Here is a 25,535-nt window from a genome sequence, read left to right as displayed (position 1 = left end):
CTCCATGCTCAAGCTGTTCCTCCGTTTCTCTCGTCGCCAGAAGATCGTGGTGGGCTTCTTCACACTCGCCGCGATCTTCGGGACCGTGTTGGCCTTCCTGGTGGATCCGACGGTGCTGCTGATCGGCTTGTTCTGGCTCCAGGCCGTGGCCGTGTTCGTGATGGTCATGTTCCTGCGGCGGTTCAATGCCAAGGTCACGCGTCTGATGCGGGGGCGAGCTGTTGCAACGCGCCCGGTGAAGGCGACAGCCACGCCTCGGCCCGCAGCAGGCGCCACCCTTGAACAGCTCCGCGCTCAGCATGCTCGCCGAGCCACCCCCGCCACTGCCGTGGCTCTGTCTCGCAAGATGATCCAGGAACAGGGCGACATCTCAGGTGCCCACCAGATCATGGAGACGGTCCGCACCGGCAAGGGAGCGACGGAGAACGACCGTGACTATCTGAGGCGCGTCGACTCTCTGCAGCGACTGCTCCACGAGGACGTCGAGCTGCCCTGCCGGAACAGGACCTACAACTACGTTCCGCGCCGCAACAAGGTGATGTATGCCGTCGGCATGTCTCCGGTCTCGGTGAACAACGGCTACACCTCCCGCACCCGCGGAGTGGCCGCGGGACTGACAGGGCAGGGAATGGACGTGCTCGTCACCCCCCTGCCCGGCAAGCCCTGGGACAAGAAGCCCCTGGACCACTTCACCGTTCCGAAGGAGCACCGTCGGTACCGCCAGGTGATCGATGGTGTCACCTACTCCCACAACCCCGGGTTGCCTGCCTGGCAGGGGGACCTCGATGTCTTCTTCCAGGTCTGCGCCGATGCCTACGTCCGCGAGGCGATGATCGAGAAGCCGGAGTTCATCCTGGCCGCCTCGAACTACCTCAACGCCCTGCCAGCGCTGATGGCTGCTCGCCGTCTGGGAGTCCCCTTCGTCTATGAGATGCGCGGGTTCTGGGAAGTCTCGGCGGCCTCGGTGCGTCCTGGCTGGGGAGAGTCAGACCAGTATCGACTCGACCGCCGTCTGGAGTTCCGGGTGGCAGATCAAGCAGACCGGGTGGTCGTCATCACCGAGGAGATGCGTCAGGACCTGATCTCTCGCGGAATCGATGCTGAGAAGATCACCGTGGCACCGAACTGCGTCGATGCCGAGGAGTTCGCACCCCTCGGAAAGGACGGTGCCCTGCTGCGGCGGCTGGGCTTCAGCGACCCGGAGCTGCCCGTCATCGGCTTCGCAGGGAGCGTCACCGACTACGAGGGCCTGGACCTGGTCGCCCAGGCGCTGGCCGAACTCAAGAGCCGAGGCCGTCAGTTCAACGTGCTGATCATGGGGGCCGGAGCCTACCTGGCCGATCTCCAGGCGTTGATCACTCGACTGGGTCTGGACCCTGAGACGCGCTATGTCAGCGGAATCCCCGGCCAGCAGATGCCGGTGTACCTCTCCAGCATCGACATCTTCCCGCTCGCCCGGAAGTCTCTGCCGGTCACCGAGCTCGTCTCGCCGCTGAAGCCACTGGAGGCGATGTCCGTCGGAGGCGCGGTGGTGCTCTCCGACGTCTCCCCCCACCTGGTCTTCGCCGGTGAGGATCAGCAGCGCGCCCTGACCTTCCACAAGGACGACGTGACCGACCTGGCTGCACAGCTGGACCGACTCCTCGCGGATCCTGAGGAACGCCGCGCCATGGGTGTCCGTGCCCGGGCGTGGGTCAAGGAGAGCCGACAGTGGAGCGTCGCGGGTCAGGCACTCCGGGACTCCCTGGTCTCCGTCCGAGACCAGAACGAGGATCTGGCGATGGCCGAGACCGATGAGGCGGCGGGGGAACGGCCGCTGAAGGAGTTCACGGTCGCCTTCATCGGGGACACGTTCACCTCAGAGACGTTCCTGCCTGAGCTCACCGCCCTGCGCGTGACACCCGAGGACTGGCGAGCTCAGTTCGCAGAGCACCAGGTGGATGCACTGTTCATCGAATCGGCATGGCAGGGCAACGACCGCGCCTGGGAGCGGATCATCGGGTACTACGACGATGAGACCCATGCCCCGATCGTCGAGCTGATCGAGCACTGCCGGACCTCGGGGATCGCCACGATGTTCTGGAACAAGGAGGACCCGGTCCACTTCAACAGGTTCAAGAAGACCGCGGCCTTGTGCGACTACGTGTTCACCACCGATGCCCGCACGATCGTGGACTACAACGCCCTGCCGGACAACGTGATCAAGACGGTGGCCTCGGCCCCGTTCGCCGCCCAGCCGCTCCTGCACAATCCGCTGCCCAGCACACGCGAGCAGGAGGAGGCCATCTCCTACGGCGGGACCTACTACGGCGACAAGTACGCCACGCGCAAACAGGGACTGGACTTCCTCTTCTACGAGTCCGCCCCCTACGGGCTGGCCATCTACGAACGGGTCCACAACGACCCGAACTCGCCTTACCGTCTGCCGGACCGCTTCCGCAGGTTCGCACGCCAGAGCCTGAGCTACCCCGAGATGTGCCAGGCTTACAAGGCCCACCCCATCCACCTCAACGGGAACTCGGTGGTCGACTCTCCGTCCATGTTCTCTCGTCGAGTGGTGGAGATCACCGCCTCCGGGTCGAATGTCCTGAGCTCGCCCGGACGGGGGGTGGATGAGACCTTCGCCGGTGCCGTGCCGACCGTCAGCACCCCCGATGAGGCCAATCGTCAGCTGAAGGCGTGGAAGAGCTCCGAGGAGCAGCGCCATCGGGACCTGTGGAAGGCGCTGCGTCACGTGAACCAGGCACACACCTGTGCCCATCGCCTGACGTACATGATGCGGGTCGCAGGCTTCCCCGTCCGCAGTCCTCAGCGCCCCGCCTTCGCCATCCAGTGTTCCGCCGCCGATGTCGCCGTGTTCGAGCAGCAGTCGATCCGGCCTGACCTGTACCTTGTGACGGACTCCGTCGGGGACGTCACCGCATCCGTGCCGGTGCTCGAACGTCCGGCTGAGCTCCGTGCCGAGGAACTGACCAGCCGGGGCATCGAGCATGTCATCATCGCTCGGCCAGCGGTGGGAACCCTGAGCCAATGGGATGTCGAAGACCTCGTCACAGCCCTGCGCTTCGGCGAGTGGAGCGCCGTGGGCAAGCGCGTCGTGCGGTGGAGCAGCGGGGAGCCCCACCTGCGCGTCGCGGCGCTGAACGCAGACCTCAACGATCAGCTGGTCCTCTACTCGGCCGACCACTATGCCGCTATCCAGGCCGGAGAGACTCCGGTGCTGACAGACGACAAGGTGTTCGCCTGGCAGGTCGTGAAGGACGAAGCCCCGTTGGAGACGACGACCTCGACACCAGCCGTCGTCGAGGTTGATCCGACAGGTCAGCAGACCGTGCTGCTGGCCGGACATGACTTCAAGTTCTTCCCGGAGATCACCTCGGGACTGCAGCAGGCCGGCTACCGGGTCATCGTGGACCGGTGGGGTGGACACAACATCCACGATGAGGCGCAGAGTCAGCGGCTGCTGGCCGAAGCAGATGTCATCTTCTGCGAATGGGGACTGGGCAACGTCGTCTGGTACAGCCGGCACAAGCGACCGGGCCAGCGTCTGGTGGTGAGGATCCACGCCCAGGAGCTGCGCAAACGGTTCCTGAACGACGTCGACATCGACGCGGTGGACAGCTTCGTCTTCGTGTCTCCGGTGGGGATGCGACGTGCACAGATCCTCTTCGACATCCCGGCATCCAAGTGCACCGTCATCGGCAACACCTTCGACATCGGCCGCTTCGGTGCCTACCGCCCGACGATCGACCGCCACACCCTGGGCATGGTCGGTTCAGTCCCTCAGTCCAAACGACTGGACCTGGCGCTCGATGTCATCGAGGACCTCACCGCCCATGATCCGGCGTTCCGCCTGGTCATCAAGGGCAAGGAGTACTCCGAGTACGCCTGGTTGATGAGCCGCGAGAAGGAGACCGCCTACTTCCAGGAGCAGTACGGTCGCATCGCCGACTCGCCTGCCCTCCAGAGAGCGGTGGAGTTCGGTGGTCACAGCGATGACATCGCCCAGTGGTACAGGACCGAGCCTGGCTTCATCCTGTCGACCAGCGACCACGAGGGGACCCACCAGGCCATCGCCGAGGGGGGTGCCGCCGGCTGCATTCCCATCATCTATCCGTGGGCAGGTGCGGAGTTCGTCTATGGCGATCGGTGGATGGTGGAGAGCACGGCCGAGGCCGTGTCGAGAATCCAATACCTGACGGCAGACCAGGATCGGTTCATGGAGGAGTCGTTCGCCGTACGGGAGTACATGAACAGCCACTTCGCCCCGACCGTGATCGTCGAGCAGATCCTGAAGGTCGTCAGGGGCCGTTGAGCACCCGTGTCCTGGCTCTTCCCCAGCCATCGCTGGGGGAGAGCCATTGCGGTGTGCTCAGCTGAGCGTGAAGTCCACCATCAGCAGGTGCGACAGCTGGACGGACTCGGGGGAATGGGAGTGGAACGGGTGGCCCTGCTCGCGCAGACGGGTGATGATCTGGTCTGTCCGGCCCATGGCATTGCCCATGATGAACCGGCGGACCTCCGGACGCTGGGCAGCGGCCTCGATGGCGGCCTGCCACTGCTCGAAGCTACGCTTCACCGGATCGTCAGGACGTGATTCCTGCACCGTCGGATCGGCATAGACCTGGCCCGAGGGAAGGTGACCGAGCGGCCGCAGGACTGTCAGGTGGTCGAGCTCGTCGTCCGTGGGGGCCTTCGTGGGGTCGTCGTAGGGGTGGTCCTTCAGCCCCGGGGCCAGTGACTCCATGACGTCCATCCGGAAGCGGCGGCGCTCACCCATCGGCAGAGCCGACAGCGCCTGCAGGGCGAACTTGGAGTTGAGTGGCGTGAACATCGGACGTGCCTGGGGAATGTGCCCGAAATGGAACCTGTTGCGGAATTGCATGTAGTGGTGGATGCTCGGCACCAGGTCTGGCGCCTGCATGATCAGCTCGTCCCGTGTGGACGAGACCTCGTGCCTCCACAGGTCGAAGTCTGCCGGAGGCATCTTGCCCTGGAACTGCCCCAGCAGGTCGACCGGGTCTGACGCGGTGTAGTACTGACGCCCGGTCTCCCCGCCGCCGCCGTGAGCGTGGATCTCGAAGGGGTTCTGGAACGTCGCAGAGACATAGACCGGGGTGTACACGCCCAGGCTGTGCTCCCTCCAGTGAGCGAAGGCACGGTCACCGGAGACCAGCGTGCGCGGAGCAGCCTGGGGCCCGTTGACGGTCAGGGCATAGTCGGCGGCGATGGACCTCGCCACGGCCAGATCGGCCTTCTGGTTGATACCGGAGAGCAGGGTGAACCTGTCGTCCTCGGTGCTGAAGAGGCCCGAGTCCACCAGGAAGGCGAAGACCGTGCGGGAATCAGCGCCTCCGCTGAGGTCGGCGGTGAAGGACACGCGGGGGTCGCTGAGGAGGGTGTGGACCCTGGTGCGCCAGACCGTCAGGTACTTCTCGAGGGCGTGCTCATAGTCAGTGATCTGTGGAGTCTGCGGCTGCCGGATCTGCAGGCGTCCCCTGCGGATGAGCACGGTCGTCCCGATGGGCAGCAGGCGGACTTCCTCGAATGCCGTCTGGAACGTGGTGAGCTGCATGGTGAACGCCTGTCGGATGGCGAAGGGCCGCAGCCGAGCAGGATTCGCCGTCAGAGTCCACCCTGCAGAACGCAGATGGTCGATCAGCCCGGAGTAGGAGGAGCCGATGGCCCACTCAGAGCCGGAGCGATAGAGGAAGAGCCGCCCGATCCCGTTCGCATCCGTTCCGACCTCGAGCGAACGACCGACTCGGCGGGCGACGACGTAGCAGCCGTCCTCGCCCGGGGGGACGGACCGGCCCGTGCTCCTGCGGTATTGGCTGAGTCCGGTCTCCCCGTTGATATAGTCGGCCCCGACGAAGGCGTACCCCTCGAAGTGCTCCGGATTGCGGGTACGGCTGGTGAGCAGGAGCACGCGGGGTTCCTCTTCTGTGGGGCGGCGATCCAGGGGTGCCGGATCTGCCGGTGTCGAACGCGATGGGTCCAGTGACCGTGGTCAACGGCCTGGCCCAGCGCTCCTGATGTCGTCGATGCGTTGGGCGAAGTCCTGCTGGTGTCTGGACTTCACCTCCACCGCCGTCTCCTCGCCGTGCCGACGCAGCGCATTCATGAAGTAGCTGTAGTGGGTCATCACCTGATCGGTCTCGCCGTCCTCGACGATCTCGCCCTGGTCCAGCCAGATCACTCGTGTGCACAGCTCCCGGATCGCCGAGGCAGAGTGATTCACGAGGAATCCGGTGCCTGAGCGGGCGATCAGGTCCTTCATCGCCTCATTGGACCGCTCCCGGAAGGCATCGTCTCCGGTGGAGAGCGCCTCGTCGATCATGATGATGCCCGGGTCGGCGGCCACCGAGATGGCGAAGCGCAGTCGTGCCCTCATGCCGGAGGAATAGGTGCGCATCGGCCGTCGGATGGAGTCCCCGATGTCAGCCAGCTCGGCGACCCGGGAGATGCGCTCCTGGACCTCAGCGGGCGTCAGTCCCATGGCGAGCAGTCCGATGCGGATGTTGTCGATGCCGGTGAGGTGGGGCATCAGAGCCGCGCCCACCCCCATCAGCTGCGGTTTCGAGGAGGCCTGGACCGTCCCGGAGGTGGGTGTCTCGACTCCGGCCAGCACGCGCAGCAGGGTGCTCTTGCCCGAGCCGTTGCGGCCGACCAGGCCGACGAACTCGCCCTGTCGGGCGGCCAGCGAGACGCCACGGACCGCATAAACCTCCGAGCGGTCCCCGCCGCGGCTGAACAGACGACGGGTCTGGTTCTCCTTGGCCATGCGGACCTGATAGGTCAGGTGGATGTCCGTGGCGAGCAGGCTCAGATCGCCCCAAGGGCGTGGCGGTGTGTCCGACGGCTCCGGGGTGTCCGGCTGGGACTCAGCGGTTCTGCTCACGTCCGTACTCCTCCTCTCCCAACCAGAACACGAAGAACCCGATGAGGAACACCGCGGCGGTCCAGCAGAGCAGCATGATCCAGTGCTCCGGGCTGGGGACCGTCCCGTCGATCAGGATCTCGCGGTACATGGAGAGCAGCACGAACACCGGGTTCATCTCCACGATGGCGTGCAGCGCAGGGTGGTTGGCCGTGAGCCGTTCGATGGGGAAGATGACCCCGGAGCCGTACATCAGCAGTCGCGTCACGAACTGCATGAGCTTGGTCAGGTCCGGGATCTTCGTGCTGATCCGCGCCATGATGAGCATCAGTCCGAAGTCGAAGACGGACTGCACCAGCATCAGGACGGGGAAGAGCAGCCAGGTCCACTCAGGCGTCTCGTGGGGTGGGATGAGCATGATCAGCCCGAACATGACCAGCACGGCCAGCATGCGCTGCATGATGTCGAAGATCAGGTCCGCGACCGGCAGGGCCATGCGGGGGAACTGGAAGGCCCGGGTCAGGGACAGGTTGGAGGAGATCGTCCGGGTTCCTGCCGTCAACGCCGTGCTGGTGAACTGGTACATGAACACGCCGATGATGACGAATGCGACGAAGTTGTCCATCCCTCGGTCGAACTGCAGCAGGACGCCGAAGATCAGCCAGTAGAACACGGCGTCGAGCAAGGGACGCAGGACCAGCCACACTGAGCCCAGGCGACTGTCGTCGTTGCTGGTGATCACCCGGCTGCGGGACTGCCACCAGATGAAGTGCCGCCGCTGCCACAGCTGCCGGACGTACGAGCCCAGGCCCGGGCGACCGGTGACCGGGGTGAGACGGTCGATCCCGTCATACGACTCGCGGACGGCCTCCACGAACTTCGCGGTCATGGACGGATTCCGCCCATCAGCACTCCCGGTCGTCATGGTCTCTTCGTCTGCCTTCCGTGGTTCCGTCGCCGCCCATGCCCGGGTGCTCTCTGTCCACCGGACCGGGGAACAGCCAGGCCGGACGGCGCGGTGGTCGGGGACCAGTCTAGGAGACGAGGAGGCTGGGCCAGCCGTTGACACCCGAACGGACCCTCAACACGGCCACAGGGGGTGTGCCGTGGCCAGCGACCGGGTGACCTAAGGTATGTGGTAGCTCGACACGGACCAGGATGCCCCGGCGCCCGGGTCCGACCCAGAGGATCGAGACGTCTGCCTTCCCGAGGAACACTGTGAAGAAGATCATGCCGATCTACGGCACCCGTCCCGAGGCCATCAAGATGGCTCCCATCATCACGGCGCTGCAGGCCGATCCGGATCTGGAGTGCGTCGTGACGGTCACGGGCCAGCACCGGGAGATGCTGGACCAGGTCAACGAGCTCTTCGGCATCACCCCCGACCACGACCTGAACATCATCCAGCCTCGGCAGACGCTCAACGGAGTGATGACCCGCACCATCGAGGGCCTGGACGCCCTGTTCGAGAAGGACGCCCCGGACGCCGTGGTGGTCCAGGGCGACACCACCACCTCGACCGCCGGCGCGATCGCCGCCTTCTATCGGGGCATCCCCGTGGTCCACGCCGAGGCCGGACTGCGCAGCTTCGACCTGTTCTCCCCCTTCCCGGAGGAGGCCAACCGCAAGATGACCTCGCAGATCGCCAGCCTGCACCTGGCCCCCACCTCCACCAGCCGCGACAACCTGCTGCGCGAGGCGGTGCCCGCCGAGGACATCTGCATCACGGGCAACACGGTGATCGATGCCCTGCTGGAGGTCGTGGAGAAGCAGGTGCCCTTCACCGACCCCGTCCTGGAGGAGCTCTCGGCCAACGGTCGACGACTCGTGCTGGTCACCACGCACCGTCGCGAGAACCAGGGCGAGGCCATGCGTGGCGTTGGCCGTGCTCTGGCGCGTCTGGCCCGGACGTACGCGGATGTCGACTTCGTGCTTCCGGCCCACAAGAACCCGGTCGTGCGAGAGGCGATCCTCCCCGAGATCGCGGGTCTGGAGAACGTGATCGTCACCGAGCCGCTGGCCTACGGCGAGTTCACCCGGCTGATCTCGGTGGCAGACGTCGTCCTGACCGACTCCGGCGGTGTGCAGGAGGAGGCTCCCAGCCTGGGCAAGCCCGTGCTGGTCATGCGCGAGAACACCGAGCGACCTGAGGCCGTCACTGCTGGCACCGTGAAGCTGATCGGCACCGACGAGGAGCGTGTCTTCTCCGAGGTGCAGACCCTGCTGGACGACGCCGACGCCTACCAGGCCATGGCCGCCGCGGTGAACCCCTACGGTGATGGCAAGGCCGCTGCGCGTACGGTCGCGGCCATCCGCCAGATGCTGGAGATGGGCGAGCGCCTGCCGGACTTCGGCGGCTGAGGCCGCCTCCGGATCCACGGTGTTCCTGAAGACCCTGACCGTGCGCGGGTTCAAGTCCTTCGCCTCCGCCACCACCTTCCACTTCGAACCCGGGGTGACCGCCGTCGTGGGCCCCAACGGCTCGGGAAAGTCCAACGTGGTGGACGCCCTGGCCTGGGTGATGGGGGAGCAGGGCGTCAAGAACCTGCGCGGGGGCAAGATGGAGGACGTCATCTTCGCCGGCACCTCCGGCCGTGCTCCGCTGGGCCGAGCCCAGGTGACGTTGACCATCGACAACGCGGACGGTGCCCTGCCGATCGAGTACAGCGAGGTCACCATCTCGAGGACCCTGTTCCGCAGCGGCGGGTCGGAGTACGCCATCAACGGCGCATCCTGCCGACTGCTGGACATCCAGGAGCTGCTCTCGGACTCGGGGCTGGGACGGCAGATGCACGTGATTGTGGGTCAGGGGCAGCTGGACCGGATCCTGCAGGCCACCCCGGAGGAGCGCCGCGGCTTCATCGAGGAGGCCTCCGGGATCCTCAAGCATCGGCGGCGCAAGGAGCGCACCGTCCGCAAGCTCGAGTCCATGCGGGCCAACCTGGACCGGGTGCGTGATCTGACCGAGGAGGTCCGGCGTCAGCTCGGGCCGCTCTCCCGCCAGGCCGCCACCGCACGGAAGGCCCAGCGCATCCAGTTCGACGTCCGGGACGCCCGGGCGCGCCTGCTGGCCGATGACCTCGCCGCCCAGCGGGCCGCCGTCGGGAAGCTCGCCGCCGGCGACCGTGAGCTGGAAGCCGCCCTGGAACAGGCTCAGGCGCGCCTGGCTGAGGGCGAGCGCCAGGCGGCCAGCCTGGGCTCCCAGGCGCAGTCGGTCTCAGACGCCGCCGCGGCGGCACAGCGCCACTGGTACGAGCTCTCCACTCTGGCGGAGCGGTACCGTTCCCTGGCCGCTGTGGTGGAGGAACGTGCCGGGTCGCGTCGGCACCCTGCCCCCGCGCCCAGTGGACCGGACCCGCAGACGGCCCGTGCTCTGGCCGAGAAGGCTCAGCACGAGGCCGAGCAGGCCGACGCGGCAGTGGAGCAGATGCGCGCTGAGCTGGAGCAGGCCACAGCCCAGCGGCAGGCGGCTGAGGCGACAGCCCGCCAGGCGCACGAGGCGTACACGCGTGCCCTGCAGCGCATCGCGGACCGTCGTCAGGCCGCGGCGGTGGCCGCCGGCCGTGCCGAGGCGGCCCGCGCCCGGCAGGAGTCCCTCACCGCCCAGGACGCTCGACTGGCCCAACGCGCTGAGGACTCGGCGCAGACCGTGGAGCGTCTGCGCGCCGAGCTGACCGCGGAGCAGAACCGACTGGCCGGGTCCATGGACACCGAAGAGGCCCTGGACGCCGCCTACGAGCAGGCCGCCGAACAGGCCGCTCAGGCCCAGCAGGAGCATGCGGCACTCCAGGCGCAGGTGGCTGAGGCCGCAGCCGCTCACCGTGAGGCCACAGCCCGGCGCGAGGCACTCCAGGAGCTGCTGGAGCCGGAGGCCGACGCCGCCATCTCCGCCCTGACCGATCACTCGGTGCGGAGCCTGGCCGAGCGGGTGCGCATCCGCGAAGGCTGGGAGGCCGCCGTCGCCGCCGCGCTGGGCGGCCCGGGCGAGCAGCTCGTCCTCCCGCACGTACAGGCCGCTGAGTCGGCGCTGCAGGCCCTGGAGGCCGCCGGCGCCACGGCGGTCCGGCTGCTGCACCCCCTCCCGGATGTTCCCGACGACGGCCCGGCACCGCCGGCGGACACCTCACCTGGGGTGCCCGCCGCGTCAGTGGTGGAGACCGACGATCCGGGTCTGACCGCCACGCTGCGCCTGCTGCTGGATGACGTGGTCCTGGTCGAGGACCTGGAGCAGGCGCGGGAGGTGGTGTCCGGCGTGGGCGGAGCGAGCGCCCGCCGCAGGGCGGTGACCCGCGACGGTGCCGTGCACGGACCCGGCTGGTTCGACGGACAGGGCACCGGTGCCGGCAGCAGGATCGAGCGACAGGCAGCCGCCGACCGGGCCGCCGAGGTCACCGTGCAGACCTCACATGAACTGGATCGCCTGCGGTTCGCCCAAGCCGGGATGCGGGAACGGCTTCAGGCCGCGCAGGAGGCAGAGGCCCTCGCGTTGGAGGAGCTCAACGAGTCCGATGCCCGGTACACCGCCGTCACCGAACACCTGGCACGGCTCACCGAACAGCTCCAGCTCGCCCAGGACGAGGGGGCGTCCCTGGCGGCCGAGCGGGAGGCCCTGGCACGGCGACTCGAGGAGTATCAGGACGTGGTGACCGAGGCCGAGCGGCAGGCCGAGGAGGCCGCGAGGTCGGTGGCGGGGGAGTCGGCCTCGGCTGCACCGACCGACGGCGCAGAGACCTCCCCAGTGGATTCCGCCGCGCGCGACGCCGCTGAGGAGGCGGCCGCCCAGGCTCGACATGCCGAGACCGAGGCACGACTGGCGCTGCGCACCGCGGAGTCCGTCCAGGGCCAGACCCGGCACCGTGCCGACCAGGCTCGACGCGCGGTCGCCGCCGCGGACCTGGCTCGAACGGAGTACGAGCGATCCGAGACCCAGCGCCGCACCCGACTGCGCCGGCTGGAGGCGGTGGGGGCCGCCGTCGGGCAGGCCAGGTCGTGGCTGGACGCCGCCGTGACCCGCGCCGCCGCCGACCGACAGGAGCTGGATCGGGAACGGGAACAGCTGGAACGGCGACTGAACGAGCTGCGCCAGGCCGCCGACGAGGACCGTTCCGGCGTGACCCAGGCTCAGGAGCGGCTCCATGCGGCGCAGATGGCGCGGCAGGAGCAGCAGCTTCGGCTGGACCAGATGCAGGAACGGGCCCGGGAGGATCTGGGCATGACACCGGACTACCTGCTCGAGCACTTCGGGCCGGAGGTTCCGGTGCCCACCGGCCCGCCCCCGGAGCCCCACGAGGGGTCAGCGGCAGACGCCGGCTCCGATCAGGTGGTCGTGCCGGCGGGAGAGCCGGAGACCGTGCCCTTCGACCGGGCCGAGCAGCAGAAGCGGCTGCGCCGCGCCGAACGCGAGCTGTCCGCCCTGGGCCGGGTCAATCCACTGGCCTTGGAGGAGTTCGACGCCGTGGAGGAACGCCACCGGTTCCTCTCCGAGCAGCTCCAGGACCTGGAGTCCAGCCGGAAGGACCTGCTGGCCATCATCCAGGACGTGGACGACACCGTCCTGACCGTGTTCCGATCCGCATTCGAGGACACCGCCGAGCAGTTCCAGCACGTCTTCGCCACCCTGTTCCCCGGGGGCGAGGGGCGGCTCTTCCTGACCGATCCGGATGACCTGCTCAGCTCCGGTGTGGAGGTGGAGGCACGGCCGGCGGGCAAGAAGGTCAAGCGGCTCTCCCTGCTCTCCGGGGGAGAGAGGTCCCTGGCGGCCGTGGCCATGCTGGTGGCGATCTTCAAGGCCCGCCCGAGCCCGTTCTACGTGATGGACGAGGTCGAGGCCGCCCTGGACGACACGAACCTGGGCCGACTGCTGCAGATCTTCCGGGAGCTCCAGCGCGACAGCCAGCTGATCATCATCACCCACCAGAAGCGGACCATGGAGGTGGCCGATGTGCTCTACGGCGTCTCGATGCGTGGCGACGGCATCAGCCAGGTGATCAGCCAGCGTCTGGACGGTGCCGCAGATCCTCCTGGGGATCCGGGGGAGTGATCTTCGGCAGTGCACCGGTCCTGGGGCCGCCGGGTGCCACCGGCAGGTTCGTCTCCGGGGCGAAGGTCCAGGACAGGGCACCGACCAGCAGCACGCCGCCGGTCAGGGCGAACGCCCAGCCATAGCCTGCGGCGTCCACCACCAGTCCGGCCACGAGCGGACCGATGATCGCTCCGAGGTCGGCGGACATCTGCGCCGTGGACATCACCGATCCAGCCTTGCGCTCCTGCCCCACGAGGTCGGCGATCGCCGCCTGCTGAGGCGCATTGAGCAGCCCGGTGCCCATCCCGGCCACCACGCACAGGCCCAGGAAGAGCCAGGGGCTGGTGGCCCATCCGATCACGCCGGTGGCCACCGCGGCGACGATCAGACCGATGATGATCAGCGGCTTGCGGCCATGCACATCCGAGAGCCGTGAGGAGAAGGTCACCGCCACGATGTTGCCGGCGGCGAACACGGACAGCGCAGCACCGGCCATCTGCGGGCCGTCCAGCACCGCCCCGGCACCGGTGAAGGCGCCGGCGGCGAACAGCGGGGTCAACGAGTTGCGCACCCCGAAGGTGGCCCAGCCGTTGGCGAAGAACGAGGTCAGCGAGGCACGGTAGGCGTGATGCGTCCAGGCCTCGGACAGCGGCATGGAGCTGCGGCGATCCGGCGCGGCACGGTCGGCCAGACGAGAGTCCCGCAGCAGGAAGAAGACCAGTCCCGCGGCGATCACCAGGGAGGTTCCGTAGATCAGGAACGGGACGCGGTAGCCGAAGGCCGCCAGCAGTGAGCCCACCACCGGACCGGCGATGTTGCCGATCAGGAAGGCCGAGGCGTAGGCGCCGGAGACCCTGCCGCGGATGGTCGGCGGGGACTTGCGGGCCAGGAAGGCCATGGCCGAGACCGTGAAGAGGGTCGAGCCGATGCCGCCCAGCGCACGGAAGATCAGCAGCTGGGCGTAGTCCTGGGCGAAGGCGATCAGGAACATCGACAGGGCGACGACCAGCACGCCGGTCATGTACACGGGGGTCTCGCCGAACCGGCTGGTCACCTTGCCGGAGACGGGCGCGAACAGCAGGCGCGTCAGGCCGAAGGCGGAGACCACGGCGCTGACGGCGGTGGCTGAGGCATTAAAGGACTGGGCGTACTGGGGCAGCACCGGGGCGATGATGCCGAAGCCGATCGCGATGATGAAGGCCGCCGCGACCAGAACCTTGATCTCCCGGGGGAGAGGAGTCCGCTTCACGCGCGGGGAAACAGAGCGGTCTGCGGGCATGGCCCCGATTCTCTCATGGTCCGGCCGAGCCGGGCTCCCGCGGCGACGCTGTGCCAGACTGGAGGGGTGGATCCCATCTCTCTGATTGCTCTTGCTGCCATCCTCGTCGTCGGCCTCGTGCTGCTGGGCCTGCTGGACCGTCGGCCCAAGCCGCCGAAGGGCGCCTACCCGACCACCCGCGACGCCAACGACCCCGCGCCGACCGGCTCGACGGCCGTCCTGGACCGGGACGAGAAGACGGACGTCGCCGTTGTCGAACCCGTGGCCCCGGCCGCTCCCGCCGAGCCGGAGATCGTCGAGCCCGAGGCCCCGGCAACTCCTGCACTGGACCGGCCCGAGCCGGCCGGCAGCCGCCTGGCCCGGCTGCGCGCGCGCCTGGTCAAGTCCAACAACATCTTCGGCAAGGGACTGCTGGCCCTGCTCTCCCGGGACACCATCGACGACGACGTCTGGGACGAGGTCGAAGAGACCCTGCTGATGGCTGATCTGGGCACCGAGCCCACGATGGAACTGGTGGACCGCCTGCGTGAGCGCGTCACCGTGGAGGGCACCCGCAGCCCAGAGCAGGTCCGGACCCTGCTGCGGGAGGAGCTCGCTGCCATGGTGGACCCCTCCATGGACCGCCGTCTGGCCGCCACCCGCAAGGACGGCCGTCCTGCCGTGATGATGGTGGTGGGCGTCAACGGCGTGGGCAAGACCACCACCGTGGGCAAGATCGCCCGCGTGCTGGTGGCTGAGGAGCGCCAGGTCGTGCTCGGCGCTGCTGACACCTTCCGAGCCGCTGCCGCCGAGCAGCTGGCCACCTGGGGTGCTCGCGTGGGCGTGGACACCGTCAAGTCCGATCAGGACGGTGCCGACCCGGCCTCGGTGGCCTTCGAGGCCGTGCGCGTGGGCATCGAGCAGGAGTCCGACGTCGTCATCATCGACACCGCCGGCCGTCTGCAGAACAAGTCGAACCTGATGGACGAGCTGGGCAAGATCAAGCGGGTGGTGGAGAAGCAGGCCGAGGTGGACGAGGTCCTGCTGGTGCTGGATGCCACCACCGGACAGAACGGTCTGACCCAGGCCAAGGTCTTCGCCGAGGTCGTGGACATCACCGGCATCGTGCTGACCAAGCTGGACGGCACCGCCAAGGGCGGAATCGTGGTGGCGATCCAGCGTCAGCTCGGTGTCCCGGTCAAGCTGATCGGGCTGGGGGAGGGAGCCGACGACCTGGCGCCCTTCGACGCCGAGGGCTTCGTGGACGCACTGCTCGAGCCGTGAGATCCGCAACACAGCTGTAACGCACCGGCCGCAGCGGTCATCTGATCGAAACGGCCCTGGGGGCACCGTGTAACACGGTGCCCCCATGCTCTTAACCAGCGCGCTGTTCCGCCGGTCCCCTCCGGGGCCGGCACCCGTCTCAGGGACAGCGCCCCTGGTGAGAGGAAGAGCTTGTGGACACGATCGAACTGAATGCGGGGCACATCTGGATGATGGTGTGCGCCGCGCTGGTGCTGCTGATGACGCCGGGACTGGCGTTCTTCTACGGTGGGATGACGCGGGCCAAGGCCTCGCTGAACATGATGATGATGTCCTTCGTCTCGATCGGCCTGGTCGGGCTGGTCTGGGTGCTGTGGGGCTACAACATGACCGGTGGCGATGGCTTCCTGCAGATGGTCGGCAACCCCCTGGCCGACCTGGGACTGTACTCGGCGGTGGGCACTGAGGACATGATCGGCATCGGCTTCGGGGCGACCTTCGCGATCATCACCGTGGCGCTGATCTCCGGCGCCGTGGCAGACCGTGCCAAGTTCAGCGCCTGGTGCGTCTTCGTCCCGGTCTGGGTCACGCTGGTGTACTGCCCGCTGGCCTTCATGGTCTGGGGTGGAGGGCTGCTCTCGGCCGACGGCGCCATCGGCACCGCACTCGGGGAAGCGGTGGACTTCGCCGGCGGACTGGTGGTCCACATCTCTGCCGGCACCGCCGCCCTGGTGCTGGCACTGCTGCTGGGCAAGCGCGCCGGCTTCGGCACGGACCCGGGCCATCGCCCGCACAACATCCCCTTCGTCATGCTGGGCGCCACCCTGCTGTGGTTCGGCTGGTTCGGCTTCAACGGCGGTGCTGCTGGCGACGCCACCGAGGCAGGACTCATCTGGGTCAACACGCTGGCCGCCCCGGCGGCCGCGATGATCGGCTGGATCATCACCGAGACCCTGCGCATCGGGCGTCCGACCTCTCTGGGCACTGCCTCGGGCATCGTCGCCGGGCTGGTCGCCATCACCCCCGCCTGCGCGTTCGTGGACCCGGTCGGCGCCATCGTGATCGGCCTGGTCTCCGGCGTCCTCTGCGCTCTGGCTGTGGGGCTGAAGTACAAGCTGGGCTTCGACGACTCCCTGGACGTGGTGGGTCTGCACCTGGTGGCCGGCATCGTCGGCACCGTGATGATCGGCCTGTTCGGTCTGCCCATGGACGACGGCCGGGCAGGTCTGCTGTACGGCGGAGACGGGATGCTGCTGGTCGCCCAGGTGGTGGCCGTCGTCGTGGCCATGGTCTTCGCCGCAGTGGTGACCCTCATCATCGGGCTGGTGCTGAAGTCCACGATCGGACTGCGGGTCTCCGCTGAGGACGAGGAGCGGGGGGTGGATCTCTCCCAGCACCGCGAGTCGGCCTACGCGTTCGGCGGATACGGCATGGGCTCCTCCTACGCCGACGCCGAGTCCACGGCTGATCCCCAGCAGGACACCGGCGGCGTCGAGCTCGATGCCGCCGGGCAGGACCGCCGAGTTGCTACCCTGGATAACCGGTAGTCTGCGCTGAGAGTGCGGCGACGGCCGCGACAGCTTCACCGCCGGGGGCGGACCGCTGAACGCGGTCCGCCCCCGGCTTTCGACGCGTCAGACCACAGACCCTGCGGTCCGGAGGACTCCGGCCCATCATCGACTACCACAGGAAGAGCACCCCGTGTTCAACTCCCTCTCCGATCGCCTCACGTCCACCTTCAAGAACCTCAAGGGCAAGGGGCGGCTCACCGATGCGGACATCGACGCCACCGCACGCGAGATCCGTCGCGCTCTGCTGGACGCGGACGTGGCGGTCCCCGTGGTGCGCGAGTTCATCGGTCAGGTCAAGGAACGGGCGCTGGGCTCGGAGGTCAGCCAGGCGCTGAACCCCGGCCAGCAGGTGGTCAAGATCGTCAACGACGAGCTGGTCCAGATCCTGGGCGGCGACACCCGCCGGATCTCCCTGGCCAAGAACCCGCCCACGGTGATCATGCTTGTGGGCCTCCAGGGTGCAGGCAAGACCACGCTGGCCGGCAAGCTCTCCAAGCACCTCAAGGACCAGGGGCACACCCCGCTGCTCGTGGCAGCCGACCTGCAGCGACCCAATGCCGTCAAGCAGCTCCAGGTCAACGGCGAACGGGCCGGCGTCCCCGTGTTCGCGCCGCACCCGGGCGTCTCCAGCGAGTTCGAAGCGGCCACCGGTGACCCGGTCCAGGTGGCACGCGACGGCGTGGCCGAGGCCCGGAACCGTCAGTATGACGTGGTGATCGTGGACACCGCCGGTCGTCTCGGCGTCGATGCCGAGCTGATGGAGCAGGCCGCGAACATCCGCACGGCCGTTCAGCCGGACGAGGTCCTCTTCGTCATCGACGCGATGATCGGTCAGGACGCTGTGGCCACCGCCCAGGCCTTCAACGACGGCGTCGGCTTCACCGGCGTGGTCCTGACCAAGCTGGACGGCGATGCGCGTGGCGGTGCCGCCCTCTCGGTGCGCTCCGTGACCGGCAAGCCGGTGATGTTCGCCTCCACCGGCGAGGCGCTGACCGACTTCGAGGTCTTCCACCCGGACCGCATGGCCTCGCGCATCCTGGATATGGGCGATGTCATGTCGCTGATCGAGCAGGCTGAGCGCTCGTGGGACAAGGCCGAGGCCCAGAAGATGGCCCAGAAGTTCGTCGATCAGGAGGACTTCACCCTCGACGACTTCCTGAACCAGATGCAGCAGCTCAAGAAGATGGGCTCGATGAAGAAGCTGCTGATGATGATGCCGGGCGCCCAGGGCATGCGCCAGCAGCTCGAACAGTTCGACGATCGGCAGATCGACCGCATCGAGGCGATCATCCGGTCGATGACCCCGCATGAGCGGGTGGCTCCCAAGATCATCAACGGCTCCCGCCGGGCTCGCATCGCCAAGGGCTCGGGCGTCCACGTCTCCGAGGTCAACGGGCTGCTGGAGCGGTTCGGCCAGGCGCAGAAGATGATGAAGAAGATGGCCGCCGGTGGAGGCGGCATGCCGGGAATGCCGGGGATGCCGGGCATGGGAGCCGGTGCGGCACGCAAGGGCAAGGGCAAGAAGGGCAAGGCCCAGAAGCCCCGCTCGGGCAATCCGGCCAAGGCTGCTGCCGAGATGAAGGCACTGGAGGAGCGGCGTCAGCGTTCGGCCCAGCAGGCCACGGGTGCGGCGTTCGGTCGTGACGGGCAGCTGGGACAGGACGGCTTCTCCGCCGAGGACCTGAACCTGCCCAAGGGATTCGAGAAGTTCCTGCGCGACTGACCAGCACCACGCTCACCGGAGCCTCTGTCCGACGGCTCGGCACCTGCCCTGGTGCCGAGCCGTCGTCGTCGGGACCTCCGGAAATACTTGAATCCTCAAACACGTTGTCCACGGTGACGAGATGACCTGCCGCAGAGCGGCACTGCACCAGGAGTTCCACCATGACCATTGCCTCCCTCACGCCGTCCACCCCGTACCAGCCGGTCTCCGGACGGCCGGCCGAGGACCTGCTGCCGGCCGAGCTGACCATGGGGGTGGTCACCCTCAAGACCGATGACGTGCCTCGCCTGCGCTCGTACTATGAGCGGGCCCTCGGTCTGGTCCCGGTGGCCGAGCATGGCCCGGACGTGGTGCTGGGCAGGGTCGGGGTGCCTCTCGTGGCGATCGAGGAGGCCCGCGGTCTGAAGCTGCCCGGTCGCGGCGAAGCCGGGCTGTACCACACAGCCATCCTCTTCCCGGATCAGGCCTCCCTGGCGGCCACGGTCTACGCGGCCATGCAGGTCGATCCCACCCGGTTCGTGGGCTCCTCAGACCATCTGGTCTCCCAGGCCTTCTACTTCCAGGATCCGGACGACAACGGCATCGAGCTCTACTGGGACCGCCCGCGCGATCAGTGGCAGTGGAACGGTGACCAGGTCTCCATGGACACCCTCTACCTGCCGTGGGACCGCTTCGTCCAGGAGCACCTGACCGAGCAGGCCGTCTCCGGACTGCATCAGGCGCCGGCGCAGGTGGGGCACGTCCACCTCCAGGTCGGCGACGTGGAGACGGCCCAGCACTTCTACGTCGACGTCCTGGGGTTCGAGCGCACCACGACCTTCGGCACGATGGCCCTGTTCGTCTCTGCTGGCGGGTACCACCACCACATGGCCATGAACACCTGGAACTCCACGGGCGTGGGGCCACGCCGCAACACCCTGGGTCTGGGCAGCGTGCAGATCACGCTGCCGCGCGGAGAGGGCCTGGCGGCAGTGGCGGACCGACTTCTCACGGCCGGCCATGTGATCGAGCAGACCGGGCAGGCCCTGCACGTGCGTGATCCGTGGGACACCCGGCTGATCCTGGCCGAGGCCGCCGCGCCGTCGGTGTGAGAACCGGCGATGCATCTGGCACAATAGGACGGTACTGAACCGTCGGCAGGACGACCCTCTATCCTCCGCGTCGACGTTCCGTCAGCAGTCACGAGAGAACCGCCAACCCCACGGCCGGACCTCAGACTGCGCCTGCAACCAAGAACCAGGAGCAACCACACCCGTGGCCGTCAAGATTCGTCTGAAGCGTTTGGGCAAGATCCGCGCACCCTACTACCGCATCGTCGTCGCCGACTCCCGCACCCGCCGGGATGGTCGCGCGATCGAGGAGATCGGCAAGTACCACCCCACCGAGGAGCCCTCGTTCATCGAGGTCGACTCCGAGCGTGCCCAGTACTGGCTGTCCGTGGGCGCCCAGCCCACCGAGCAGGTCATGGCCCTGCTCAAGGTCACCGGTGACTGGCAGAAGTTCAAGGGCCTGGAGGGCGCCGAGGGCACCCTGAAGACCAAGCAGCCCAAGGAGGCCTTCGTGGCGCCCGCCAAGGGCTCGGTCATCCTGCCCGAGGCCATCACCCCCAAGGCTGAGTCCACCGAGGAGGCCCCCGCAGAGTCTGCCGAGGCCACTGAGGACGCACCGGCAGAGGCCGCTGAGGAGACCTCCGAGGCTCCGGCCGACGAGAAGTCCGAGTGACCATGCTGCAGGAGGCGCTGGAACACCTGGTCCGGGGAATCGTGGATTCTCCCGACGACGTCCGGGTGGACCTGCGCAACCAGCGGCGCGGTGAAGTGCTCGAGGTGCGCGTCGACCCCTCTGACCTGGGTCGCGTCATCGGCCGTCAGGGTCGGACCGCCACCGCACTCCGCACCGTGCTGGAGGGCCTTGCCGGCCATCCGGTCCGAGTGGACGTGGTGGACACCGACCGCCGACGCTGACCAGCGCAGCTCGACCAGCATGATCCGATGGCCCGTGGCCGGAGTTCCTCCGGACGCGGGCCATCGTGCTGTGACCACCAGCCCTGACCACCCCGGTCATCGCGACCGCACCGACTCCTGATGGAGGACCCTTCAGATGAGCACCGAGAGCACCGAGAGCACTGAGAGCGCCGCCGATGACCTGGTCCGGGTGGCCCGGATCGGCAAGCCGCATGGGATCCGAGGCGAGGTCACCGTCCAGCTGTTCACCGATGCTCCCGAGGAGAGGTTCGTCCCCGGAGCGCAGCTGCAGACTCGTGCTGCCCGCGGTGCCACGGCGCCGGCCCTGCTGACGGTGACCCGAGCTCGATGGAACAAGGAGATCCTGGTGCTCGCGTTCCAGGAGTGCCCGGACCGCAACGCCGCCGAGGCCCTGCGGGGAACGGAGCTCTTCGCGGCACCGGACGCGGCCGGTGAGGACGACGCCTGGTACGAGGAGGACCTGCTCGGACTGGCCGTGCTGGTCGACGGGGAGCGGGTCGGCGAGGTCACCGCTCTGATCACCGGTGAGGTCCAGGACCTGCTGGACGTGGAGCTGGACGAGCGTCACGGCGGCCACCGGGCCTTGATCCCCTTCGTGGACGAGATCGTCCCCGACGTGGACCTGGGCGCGCAGACGGTGCTGCTGACTCCACCACCAGGTCTGCTCACACTCAACGCCGAGACCGACGAGGACAAGGCGGCACCCGGACCGGAGGTCCAGGGATGAGGATCGACGTCGTCACGATCTTCCCGGAGTACCTGGGCGCACTGGACGTCTCCCTGATCGGCAAGGCCCGCCGAGAGGGACTGCTCGAGATCCGCGTGCACGATCTGCGGGAGCACGCCTTCGACCGGCATCGCACTGTGGACGACACGCCCTACGGAGGCGGTGCCGGCATGGTCATGAAGCCCGAGCCCTGGGCCCTGGCCCTGGAGCAGATCGCGGCCGACTCCCCACTGGCGCTGGACGCGGAGGGGGAGACTGGCCGTCGTCCCGTCCTGTTGGTGCCGACGCCCTCGGGCCAGCTCTTTCGTCAGCAGGTGGCCCAGGAGCTCTCCGCGGCCGACCATCTGGTGGTGGCCTGTGGCCGCTATGAGGGGATCGACGAGCGGGTCTTCCACTGGGCGCAGGAGCAGTATGAGGTCCGCTTGGTCTCCTTGGGGGACTACGTGTTGAACGGGGGAGAGGTGGCCGCACTGGCGATGGTCGAGGCCATCGGCCGTCTGGTGCCCGGCGTGGTGGGCAACCCCGAGTCACTGGTGGAGGAGTCCCACAGTGACGGGCTCCTCGAGTATCCGGTCTACACCAAGCCCTCCTCCTGGCGAGGTCATGACGTCCCGGAGATCCTGCTCTCCGGAGACCATGGGAAGATCGCCGCCTGGCGGCATGAACAGCAGGTGGAACGCACCCAGCGCCGCCGTCCGGACCTGCTGGAGCGGCTCGACGTCTCCACCGTGGCCCAGGAGGACTGATCCGGCTGGTCCGGCTGATCGGTCTGCTTCGTCGGACTGTGGCATAATGGGTCGCTGTGCCAGCTGGGCGCGCGACCTGCCACAGGGGGCGGGCGTCAACAGCACGGCCATCCGGCGGCCACACGGTCTGACCGGACTCACAGCTCCGGCTCTGCCTCTCCTGAGGTCTGCACCAGCAGACCCAGCGGGTGAGCCGTCGACCACGTGGATGACCTGTGGCGTCCACCAGGAGAAGCACACATGCACATCCTTGACACTCTGGACTCCGCGTCCCTGCGCACCGATGTCCCGGACTTCCGTCCCGGCGACACCGTGAAGGTGCACGTCAACATCGTCGAGGGCAAGACCGCCCGTGTCCAGGTCTTCCAGGGCTACGTCATGGGCCGCCAGGGCCACGGCATCCGGGAGACCTTCCGCGTGCGCAAGGTCTCCTTCGGCGTGGGCGTGGAGCGCACCTTCCCGGTGCACTCCCCGGTGATCGAGAAGATCGAGGTCGTCACCAAGGGTGACGTCCGCCGCGCCAAGCTGTACTACATGCGCGATCGTCACGGCAAGGCCGCTCGCATCAAGGAGAAGCGCGACTTCGGCAAGGACGCCTCCAAGGCCTGATCTGCCCTGCGCACCACCTCGGGCGCCGGAACTCCCCACCAGGAGTCCGGCGCCCGTGGCGTCTGCGAACCTCTGCCCCCGAGCTCACGAACACCAGGACCCTGATGGACAGCACCGCCGTCACCGAGTCTCCACGTCCGTCCGCCACCCGATCCCGCCGGTGGCGCCGCTGGGCGCTGTCCGGGGTGGCCGTCGTCGTGATGGCGGTGTTGGGTGCCGCCCTGCTGCGCTCCACCGTGGCGGATCTGTACCTGATCCCCTCCGGATCCATGGAGCCCACGCTGCAGGAGGGGGACCGCGTGGCGGTGGACCGCGAGGCCTACCGCGGGGCGCCGGTCCAGCGCGGGCAGATCGTGGTGTTCGACGGCGAGGGGAGCCTGACGCAGTATCAGTCCCGGACCAGTGTGGAACGGGCGTTTCAGGGGGCGGCCCAGTGGCTGGGCCTGGCCCCGGACCCCAGCGCCTACGTGAAGCGCGTGATCGGCGTGGGCGGAGACAGTGTGCGCTGCTGCACGGACGAGGGGCTGCTGGAGGTCAACGGTGAGCCACTGGCCGAGCCCTACCTGGCCGAGTCTGCCAGCACGGACGCGCCGGCCTCCCAGGTGCCGTTCACCGTGGAGGTCCCCGAGGGGCGGCTGTTCCTGCTGGGGGATCACCGCGCAGCCTCGGTGGACTCTCGCGCCCTGCTGGGGGCACCCGGGGGCGGGATGATTCCGCTGGGCAAGGTCGAGGGCCAGGTGACGCAGATCGTTTGGCCCACCGAGCGGCGTGGTCCGGCCGGTACAGTGGAGGGTCGGGCCAGTGACGGCCCGGTGCATGGTGACGGTGGAGAGGACCGGTAGTGGATCAGGACAACGAGGCCTCGCGACGTCAGGACCTGCCGGGAGACAGCCATCGCCCGGACGAGGTCGGCTCGAGCGCAACGGCCGCGGACACTCAGGAGCCCACCTCGGGTCAGCGACTCTGGAAGGGCGTCCAGGAGATCCTCTGGATCGTCGGCATCACGCTCGTCATCTCCTTCCTGATCAAGACCTTCCTCTTCCGTGCCTTCTTCATCCCCTCGGGCTCCATGGAGGAGACGCTGCAGGTGGATGACCGGATCTTCGTGAACCTGCTGATCCCCGAGCCCTTCGGCCTGGATCGCGGAGACGTGGTGGTCTTCCAGGACACCAAGGGCTGGCTGGCCGAGCCGGCCCCGCGTCCGGCGAATCCGGTCCGGGACGCGCTCGAGTTCGTGGGCCTGATGCCGGACAGCTCCCAGCAGCACCTGGTCAAGCGCGTCATCGGCATGCCCGGCGATCACGTGGCGGCCGCCGGCGACGGCACCGCGATCACCGTCAACGGCGTGCCGGTGGACGAGCCCTACCTCCACCCCGGCGCCACCCCCTCGGACATCCCGTTCGACGTGGTGGTCCCCGAGGACAAGGTCTGGGTGATGGGCGATCACCGCAACGCCTCCGCGGACTCGCGCATGCACCAGCACGGCCCGGGGGAAGGTTTCATCGACCTGGATGATGTGACCGGCCGGGCCGAGGTCATCGCCTGGCCGATCACCCGCTGGGGCGGGGCCGGGGGAGACCGGGAGGCCTTCGAGCAGGTGCCCGAACCCAGGGCTGTGGAGCCCGGCCAGCAGTGAGTCCCACTGGTCCGCTCCGTTCCACCCGCACCCTGCCTGACCTGAGCATCGAGTCCTCCCTGGTGCAGGGCTCGGGCCTGGTGGCCGGGATGGACGAGGTGGGACGCGGTGCCTTGGCCGGTCCGGTCACCGTGGGCGTGGTGGCCGTGAGGATTCCCGACGACGGCGCTCACCCGGCCGTGCAGGACTCCAAGGCCTTGGCTCCGGCCAGGCGAGCCGCCCTGGTGGGTGAGATCGGCGCGTGGGCCGCGGGGGCCGCCGTCGGGCATGCCGCACCGGCGGAGATCGACCGGTACGGGCTCAGCACGGCGCTGGGGCTGGCCGGGCGCCGGGCCTGGCACGCCCTGATCGCGCAGTTGGACGGCGCGGTCCCGGTTCTGCTGCTGGATGGACGGGACGACTGGCTCACCCGCACGCCCGACGAGGTCTGCACGGGGCTGTGCCCGCGCCCGGAGAGGATCCATCTGAAGGTCAAGGCCGATGCGCTGTGCGCCAGCGTGGCAGCCGCGTCCATCCTGGCCAAGGTGGAACGGGATCAGATCATGGTGGAGCTGGACGCCGCCTTCCCGGACTACGGGTGGGCCGGCAACAAGGGGTACGGGGCCGAAGGGCATCGGCGAGCTCTGGTGGAACGGGGGATCACCGAACACCACCGCCGCTCCTGGCGGCTGCTGCCCGAACCCGTGGTGCAGCAGGACGAGCTGTTCGGCGATCTGCTCGAGGGACAGGACGGTGCACAATGGAGGGCATGAGCGGCGACGATCTGGACGACTACGAGGCCGAGATGGAGCTGCAGCTCTACCGGGAGTACCGTGACGTCGTCGGGCTCTTCCGGTACGTGGTGGAGACCGAGCGGCGGTTCTACCTGGCCAACGAGGTCACCGTCACCCCCCATGCGGACGGCTCGGACCTGTACGTCGAGGTCCAGCTCGAGGACGCCTGGGTGTGGGACATCTACCGCGCCAAGCGCTTCGTGAAGAAGGTGCGTGTGCTCAGCTTCAAGGACGTCAACGTCGAGGAGCTGCCGACCGCCGAGGACCTGGGGATGCCGGACGGCCCTCTGTCCTGACCCAGCTTGACCTGGTCTGATCTGATCTGGCTCGCCACCCTCGGTC

Annotated in this window: 20 protein-coding genes; 16 read left to right on the top strand and 4 right to left on the bottom strand. The window is 68.2% G+C overall.

Annotated features, from left to right (window positions below):
• Window positions 1-4: 4 nt before the first annotated feature.
• Window positions 5-4,315, top strand: a complete 4,311-nt coding sequence (locus BM355_RS03165; protein ID WP_091694440.1) for a glycosyltransferase — start codon at window positions 5-7, stop codon at window positions 4,313-4,315.
• A gap of 57 nt (window positions 4,316-4,372) precedes the next feature.
• Here the strand turns inward: BM355_RS03165 and BM355_RS03160 are convergent, their stop codons facing one another.
• From BM355_RS03160 to BM355_RS03150, 3 genes are all read right to left on the bottom strand, one after another.
• Window positions 4,373-5,929: a hypothetical protein gene (locus tag BM355_RS03160; protein ID WP_091694437.1), complete on the bottom strand. Its 1,557-nt coding sequence runs from the start codon at window positions 5,927-5,929 to the stop codon at window positions 4,373-4,375.
• Window positions 5,930-6,010: 81 nt separating this feature from the next.
• A complete protein-coding gene (locus BM355_RS03155) occupies window positions 6,011-6,901 on the bottom strand; it encodes an ABC transporter ATP-binding protein (protein ID WP_245760565.1) in 891 nt (296 codons plus the stop codon).
• Window positions 6,885-7,769, bottom strand: a complete 885-nt coding sequence (locus BM355_RS03150) for an ABC transporter permease (protein WP_177227808.1) — start codon at window positions 7,767-7,769, stop codon at window positions 6,885-6,887. The genes BM355_RS03155 and BM355_RS03150 overlap by 17 nt, the downstream gene beginning before the upstream one ends.
• Before the next feature lie 329 nt (window positions 7,770-8,098).
• On the opposite strand from BM355_RS03150, the gene wecB reads away from it, so the two are divergent.
• Window positions 8,099-9,241, top strand: coding sequence for a non-hydrolyzing UDP-N-acetylglucosamine 2-epimerase (gene wecB, locus BM355_RS03145; protein WP_091694430.1), 1,143 nt, complete (start codon window positions 8,099-8,101; stop codon window positions 9,239-9,241).
• 19 nt (window positions 9,242-9,260) lie between these two features.
• Entirely contained in the window at window positions 9,261-12,920 is a 3,660-nt protein-coding gene (gene smc, locus BM355_RS03140) for a chromosome segregation protein SMC (protein WP_177227807.1), read from the top strand.
• Here smc and BM355_RS03135 read toward each other — a convergent pair.
• The gene (locus BM355_RS03135; RefSeq protein WP_091694423.1) at window positions 12,868-14,181 is read right to left on the bottom strand and encodes an MFS transporter; all 1,314 of its coding nucleotides are present in this window, start codon (window positions 14,179-14,181) and stop codon (window positions 12,868-12,870) included. The two genes, smc and BM355_RS03135, sit on opposite strands and share 53 nt — an antisense overlap.
• A 66-nt stretch (window positions 14,182-14,247) precedes the next feature.
• Between BM355_RS03135 and ftsY the strand changes: the two genes are divergently transcribed.
• The 13 genes from ftsY (at window position 14,248) to BM355_RS03070 (ending at window position 25,489) form a co-directional block, all read left to right on the top strand.
• The gene (ftsY, locus tag BM355_RS03130) at window positions 14,248-15,444 is read left to right on the top strand and encodes a signal recognition particle-docking protein FtsY (RefSeq protein ID WP_245760564.1); all 1,197 of its coding nucleotides are present in this window, start codon (window positions 14,248-14,250) and stop codon (window positions 15,442-15,444) included.
• 182 nt (window positions 15,445-15,626) lie between these two features.
• Window positions 15,627-16,970 carry an ammonium transporter gene (locus BM355_RS03125; RefSeq protein WP_245760589.1) on the top strand — a complete coding sequence of 448 codons (1,344 nt, stop codon included), beginning with the start codon at window positions 15,627-15,629 and terminating at the stop codon, window positions 16,968-16,970.
• A gap of 154 nt (window positions 16,971-17,124) precedes the next feature.
• Window positions 17,125-18,717, top strand: coding sequence for a signal recognition particle protein (gene ffh, locus BM355_RS03120; protein WP_091694417.1), 1,593 nt, complete (start codon window positions 17,125-17,127; stop codon window positions 18,715-18,717).
• 161 nt (window positions 18,718-18,878) lie between these two features.
• Window positions 18,879-19,808 (top strand): VOC family protein, encoded by a 930-nt coding sequence (locus tag BM355_RS03115; protein WP_091694414.1) that lies wholly within the window; start codon window positions 18,879-18,881, stop codon window positions 19,806-19,808.
• Between the two features lie 163 nt (window positions 19,809-19,971).
• Window positions 19,972-20,439, top strand: a complete 468-nt coding sequence (gene rpsP, locus BM355_RS03110; RefSeq protein WP_091694410.1) for a 30S ribosomal protein S16 — start codon at window positions 19,972-19,974, stop codon at window positions 20,437-20,439.
• A gap of 2 nt (window positions 20,440-20,441) precedes the next feature.
• Window positions 20,442-20,681 carry an RNA-binding protein gene (locus tag BM355_RS03105; protein ID WP_091695273.1) on the top strand — a complete coding sequence of 80 codons (240 nt, stop codon included), beginning with the start codon at window positions 20,442-20,444 and terminating at the stop codon, window positions 20,679-20,681.
• Window positions 20,682-20,817: 136 nt separating this feature from the next.
• Window positions 20,818-21,429: a ribosome maturation factor RimM gene (gene rimM / locus BM355_RS03100; RefSeq protein ID WP_091694406.1), complete on the top strand. Its 612-nt coding sequence runs from the start codon at window positions 20,818-20,820 to the stop codon at window positions 21,427-21,429.
• Window positions 21,426-22,175 (top strand): tRNA (guanosine(37)-N1)-methyltransferase TrmD, encoded by a 750-nt coding sequence (trmD, locus tag BM355_RS03095; RefSeq protein WP_091694402.1) that lies wholly within the window; start codon window positions 21,426-21,428, stop codon window positions 22,173-22,175. Before rimM ends, trmD begins: the two co-directional genes overlap by 4 nt.
• A 240-nt stretch (window positions 22,176-22,415) precedes the next feature.
• Complete coding sequence (gene rplS / locus BM355_RS03090; RefSeq protein WP_091694399.1) at window positions 22,416-22,784, top strand: 50S ribosomal protein L19; 369 nt, start codon at window positions 22,416-22,418, stop codon at window positions 22,782-22,784.
• 104 nt (window positions 22,785-22,888) lie between these two features.
• Complete coding sequence (gene lepB, locus BM355_RS03085; RefSeq protein ID WP_091694396.1) at window positions 22,889-23,626, top strand: signal peptidase I; 738 nt, start codon at window positions 22,889-22,891, stop codon at window positions 23,624-23,626.
• Window positions 23,626-24,420 (top strand): signal peptidase I, encoded by a 795-nt coding sequence (gene lepB, locus BM355_RS03080; protein ID WP_091694393.1) that lies wholly within the window; start codon window positions 23,626-23,628, stop codon window positions 24,418-24,420. The genes lepB (BM355_RS03085) and lepB (BM355_RS03080) overlap by 1 nt, the downstream gene beginning before the upstream one ends.
• Window positions 24,417-25,172, top strand: a complete 756-nt coding sequence (locus BM355_RS03075) for a ribonuclease HII (RefSeq protein ID WP_245760563.1) — start codon at window positions 24,417-24,419, stop codon at window positions 25,170-25,172. Before lepB (BM355_RS03080) ends, BM355_RS03075 begins: the two co-directional genes overlap by 4 nt.
• Window positions 25,169-25,489 (top strand): DUF2469 domain-containing protein, encoded by a 321-nt coding sequence (locus BM355_RS03070; protein WP_091695264.1) that lies wholly within the window; start codon window positions 25,169-25,171, stop codon window positions 25,487-25,489. Before BM355_RS03075 ends, BM355_RS03070 begins: the two co-directional genes overlap by 4 nt.
• Window positions 25,490-25,535 lie beyond the last annotated feature (46 nt).

Source organism: Micrococcus terreus (assembly GCF_900116905.1).
Taxonomy (GTDB): Bacteria; Actinomycetota; Actinomycetes; order Actinomycetales; family Micrococcaceae; genus Citricoccus; species Citricoccus terreus.
The sequence above is the reverse complement of the archived record's forward strand: the minus strand, read 5'-3'. Positions and strand labels throughout refer to the sequence as shown.

Bases quoted from the DNA above. Each gene is read 5' to 3' on its own strand.
- rplS (WP_091694399.1), top strand. From the start codon at position 22,416: ATGCACATCCTTGACACTCTGGACTCCGCGTCCCTGCGCACCGATGTC.
- BM355_RS03105 (WP_091695273.1), top strand. From the start codon at position 20,442: ATGCTGCAGGAGGCGCTGGAACACCTGGTCCGGGGAATCGTGGATTCT.
- lepB (WP_091694396.1), top strand. From the start codon at position 22,889: ATGGACAGCACCGCCGTCACCGAGTCTCCACGTCCGTCCGCCACCCGA.
- rimM (WP_091694406.1), top strand. From the start codon at position 20,818: ATGAGCACCGAGAGCACCGAGAGCACTGAGAGCGCCGCCGATGACCTG.
- BM355_RS03135 (WP_091694423.1), bottom strand. From the start codon at position 14,181: ATGCCCGCAGACCGCTCTGTTTCCCCGCGCGTGAAGCGGACTCCTCTC.
- BM355_RS03115 (WP_091694414.1), top strand. From the start codon at position 18,879: ATGACCATTGCCTCCCTCACGCCGTCCACCCCGTACCAGCCGGTCTCC.
- trmD (WP_091694402.1), top strand. From the start codon at position 21,426: ATGAGGATCGACGTCGTCACGATCTTCCCGGAGTACCTGGGCGCACTG.
- BM355_RS03070 (WP_091695264.1), top strand. From the start codon at position 25,169: ATGAGCGGCGACGATCTGGACGACTACGAGGCCGAGATGGAGCTGCAG.
- BM355_RS03165 (WP_091694440.1), top strand. From the start codon at position 5: ATGCTCAAGCTGTTCCTCCGTTTCTCTCGTCGCCAGAAGATCGTGGTG.
- BM355_RS03150 (WP_177227808.1), bottom strand. From the start codon at position 7,769: ATGACCGCGAAGTTCGTGGAGGCCGTCCGCGAGTCGTATGACGGGATC.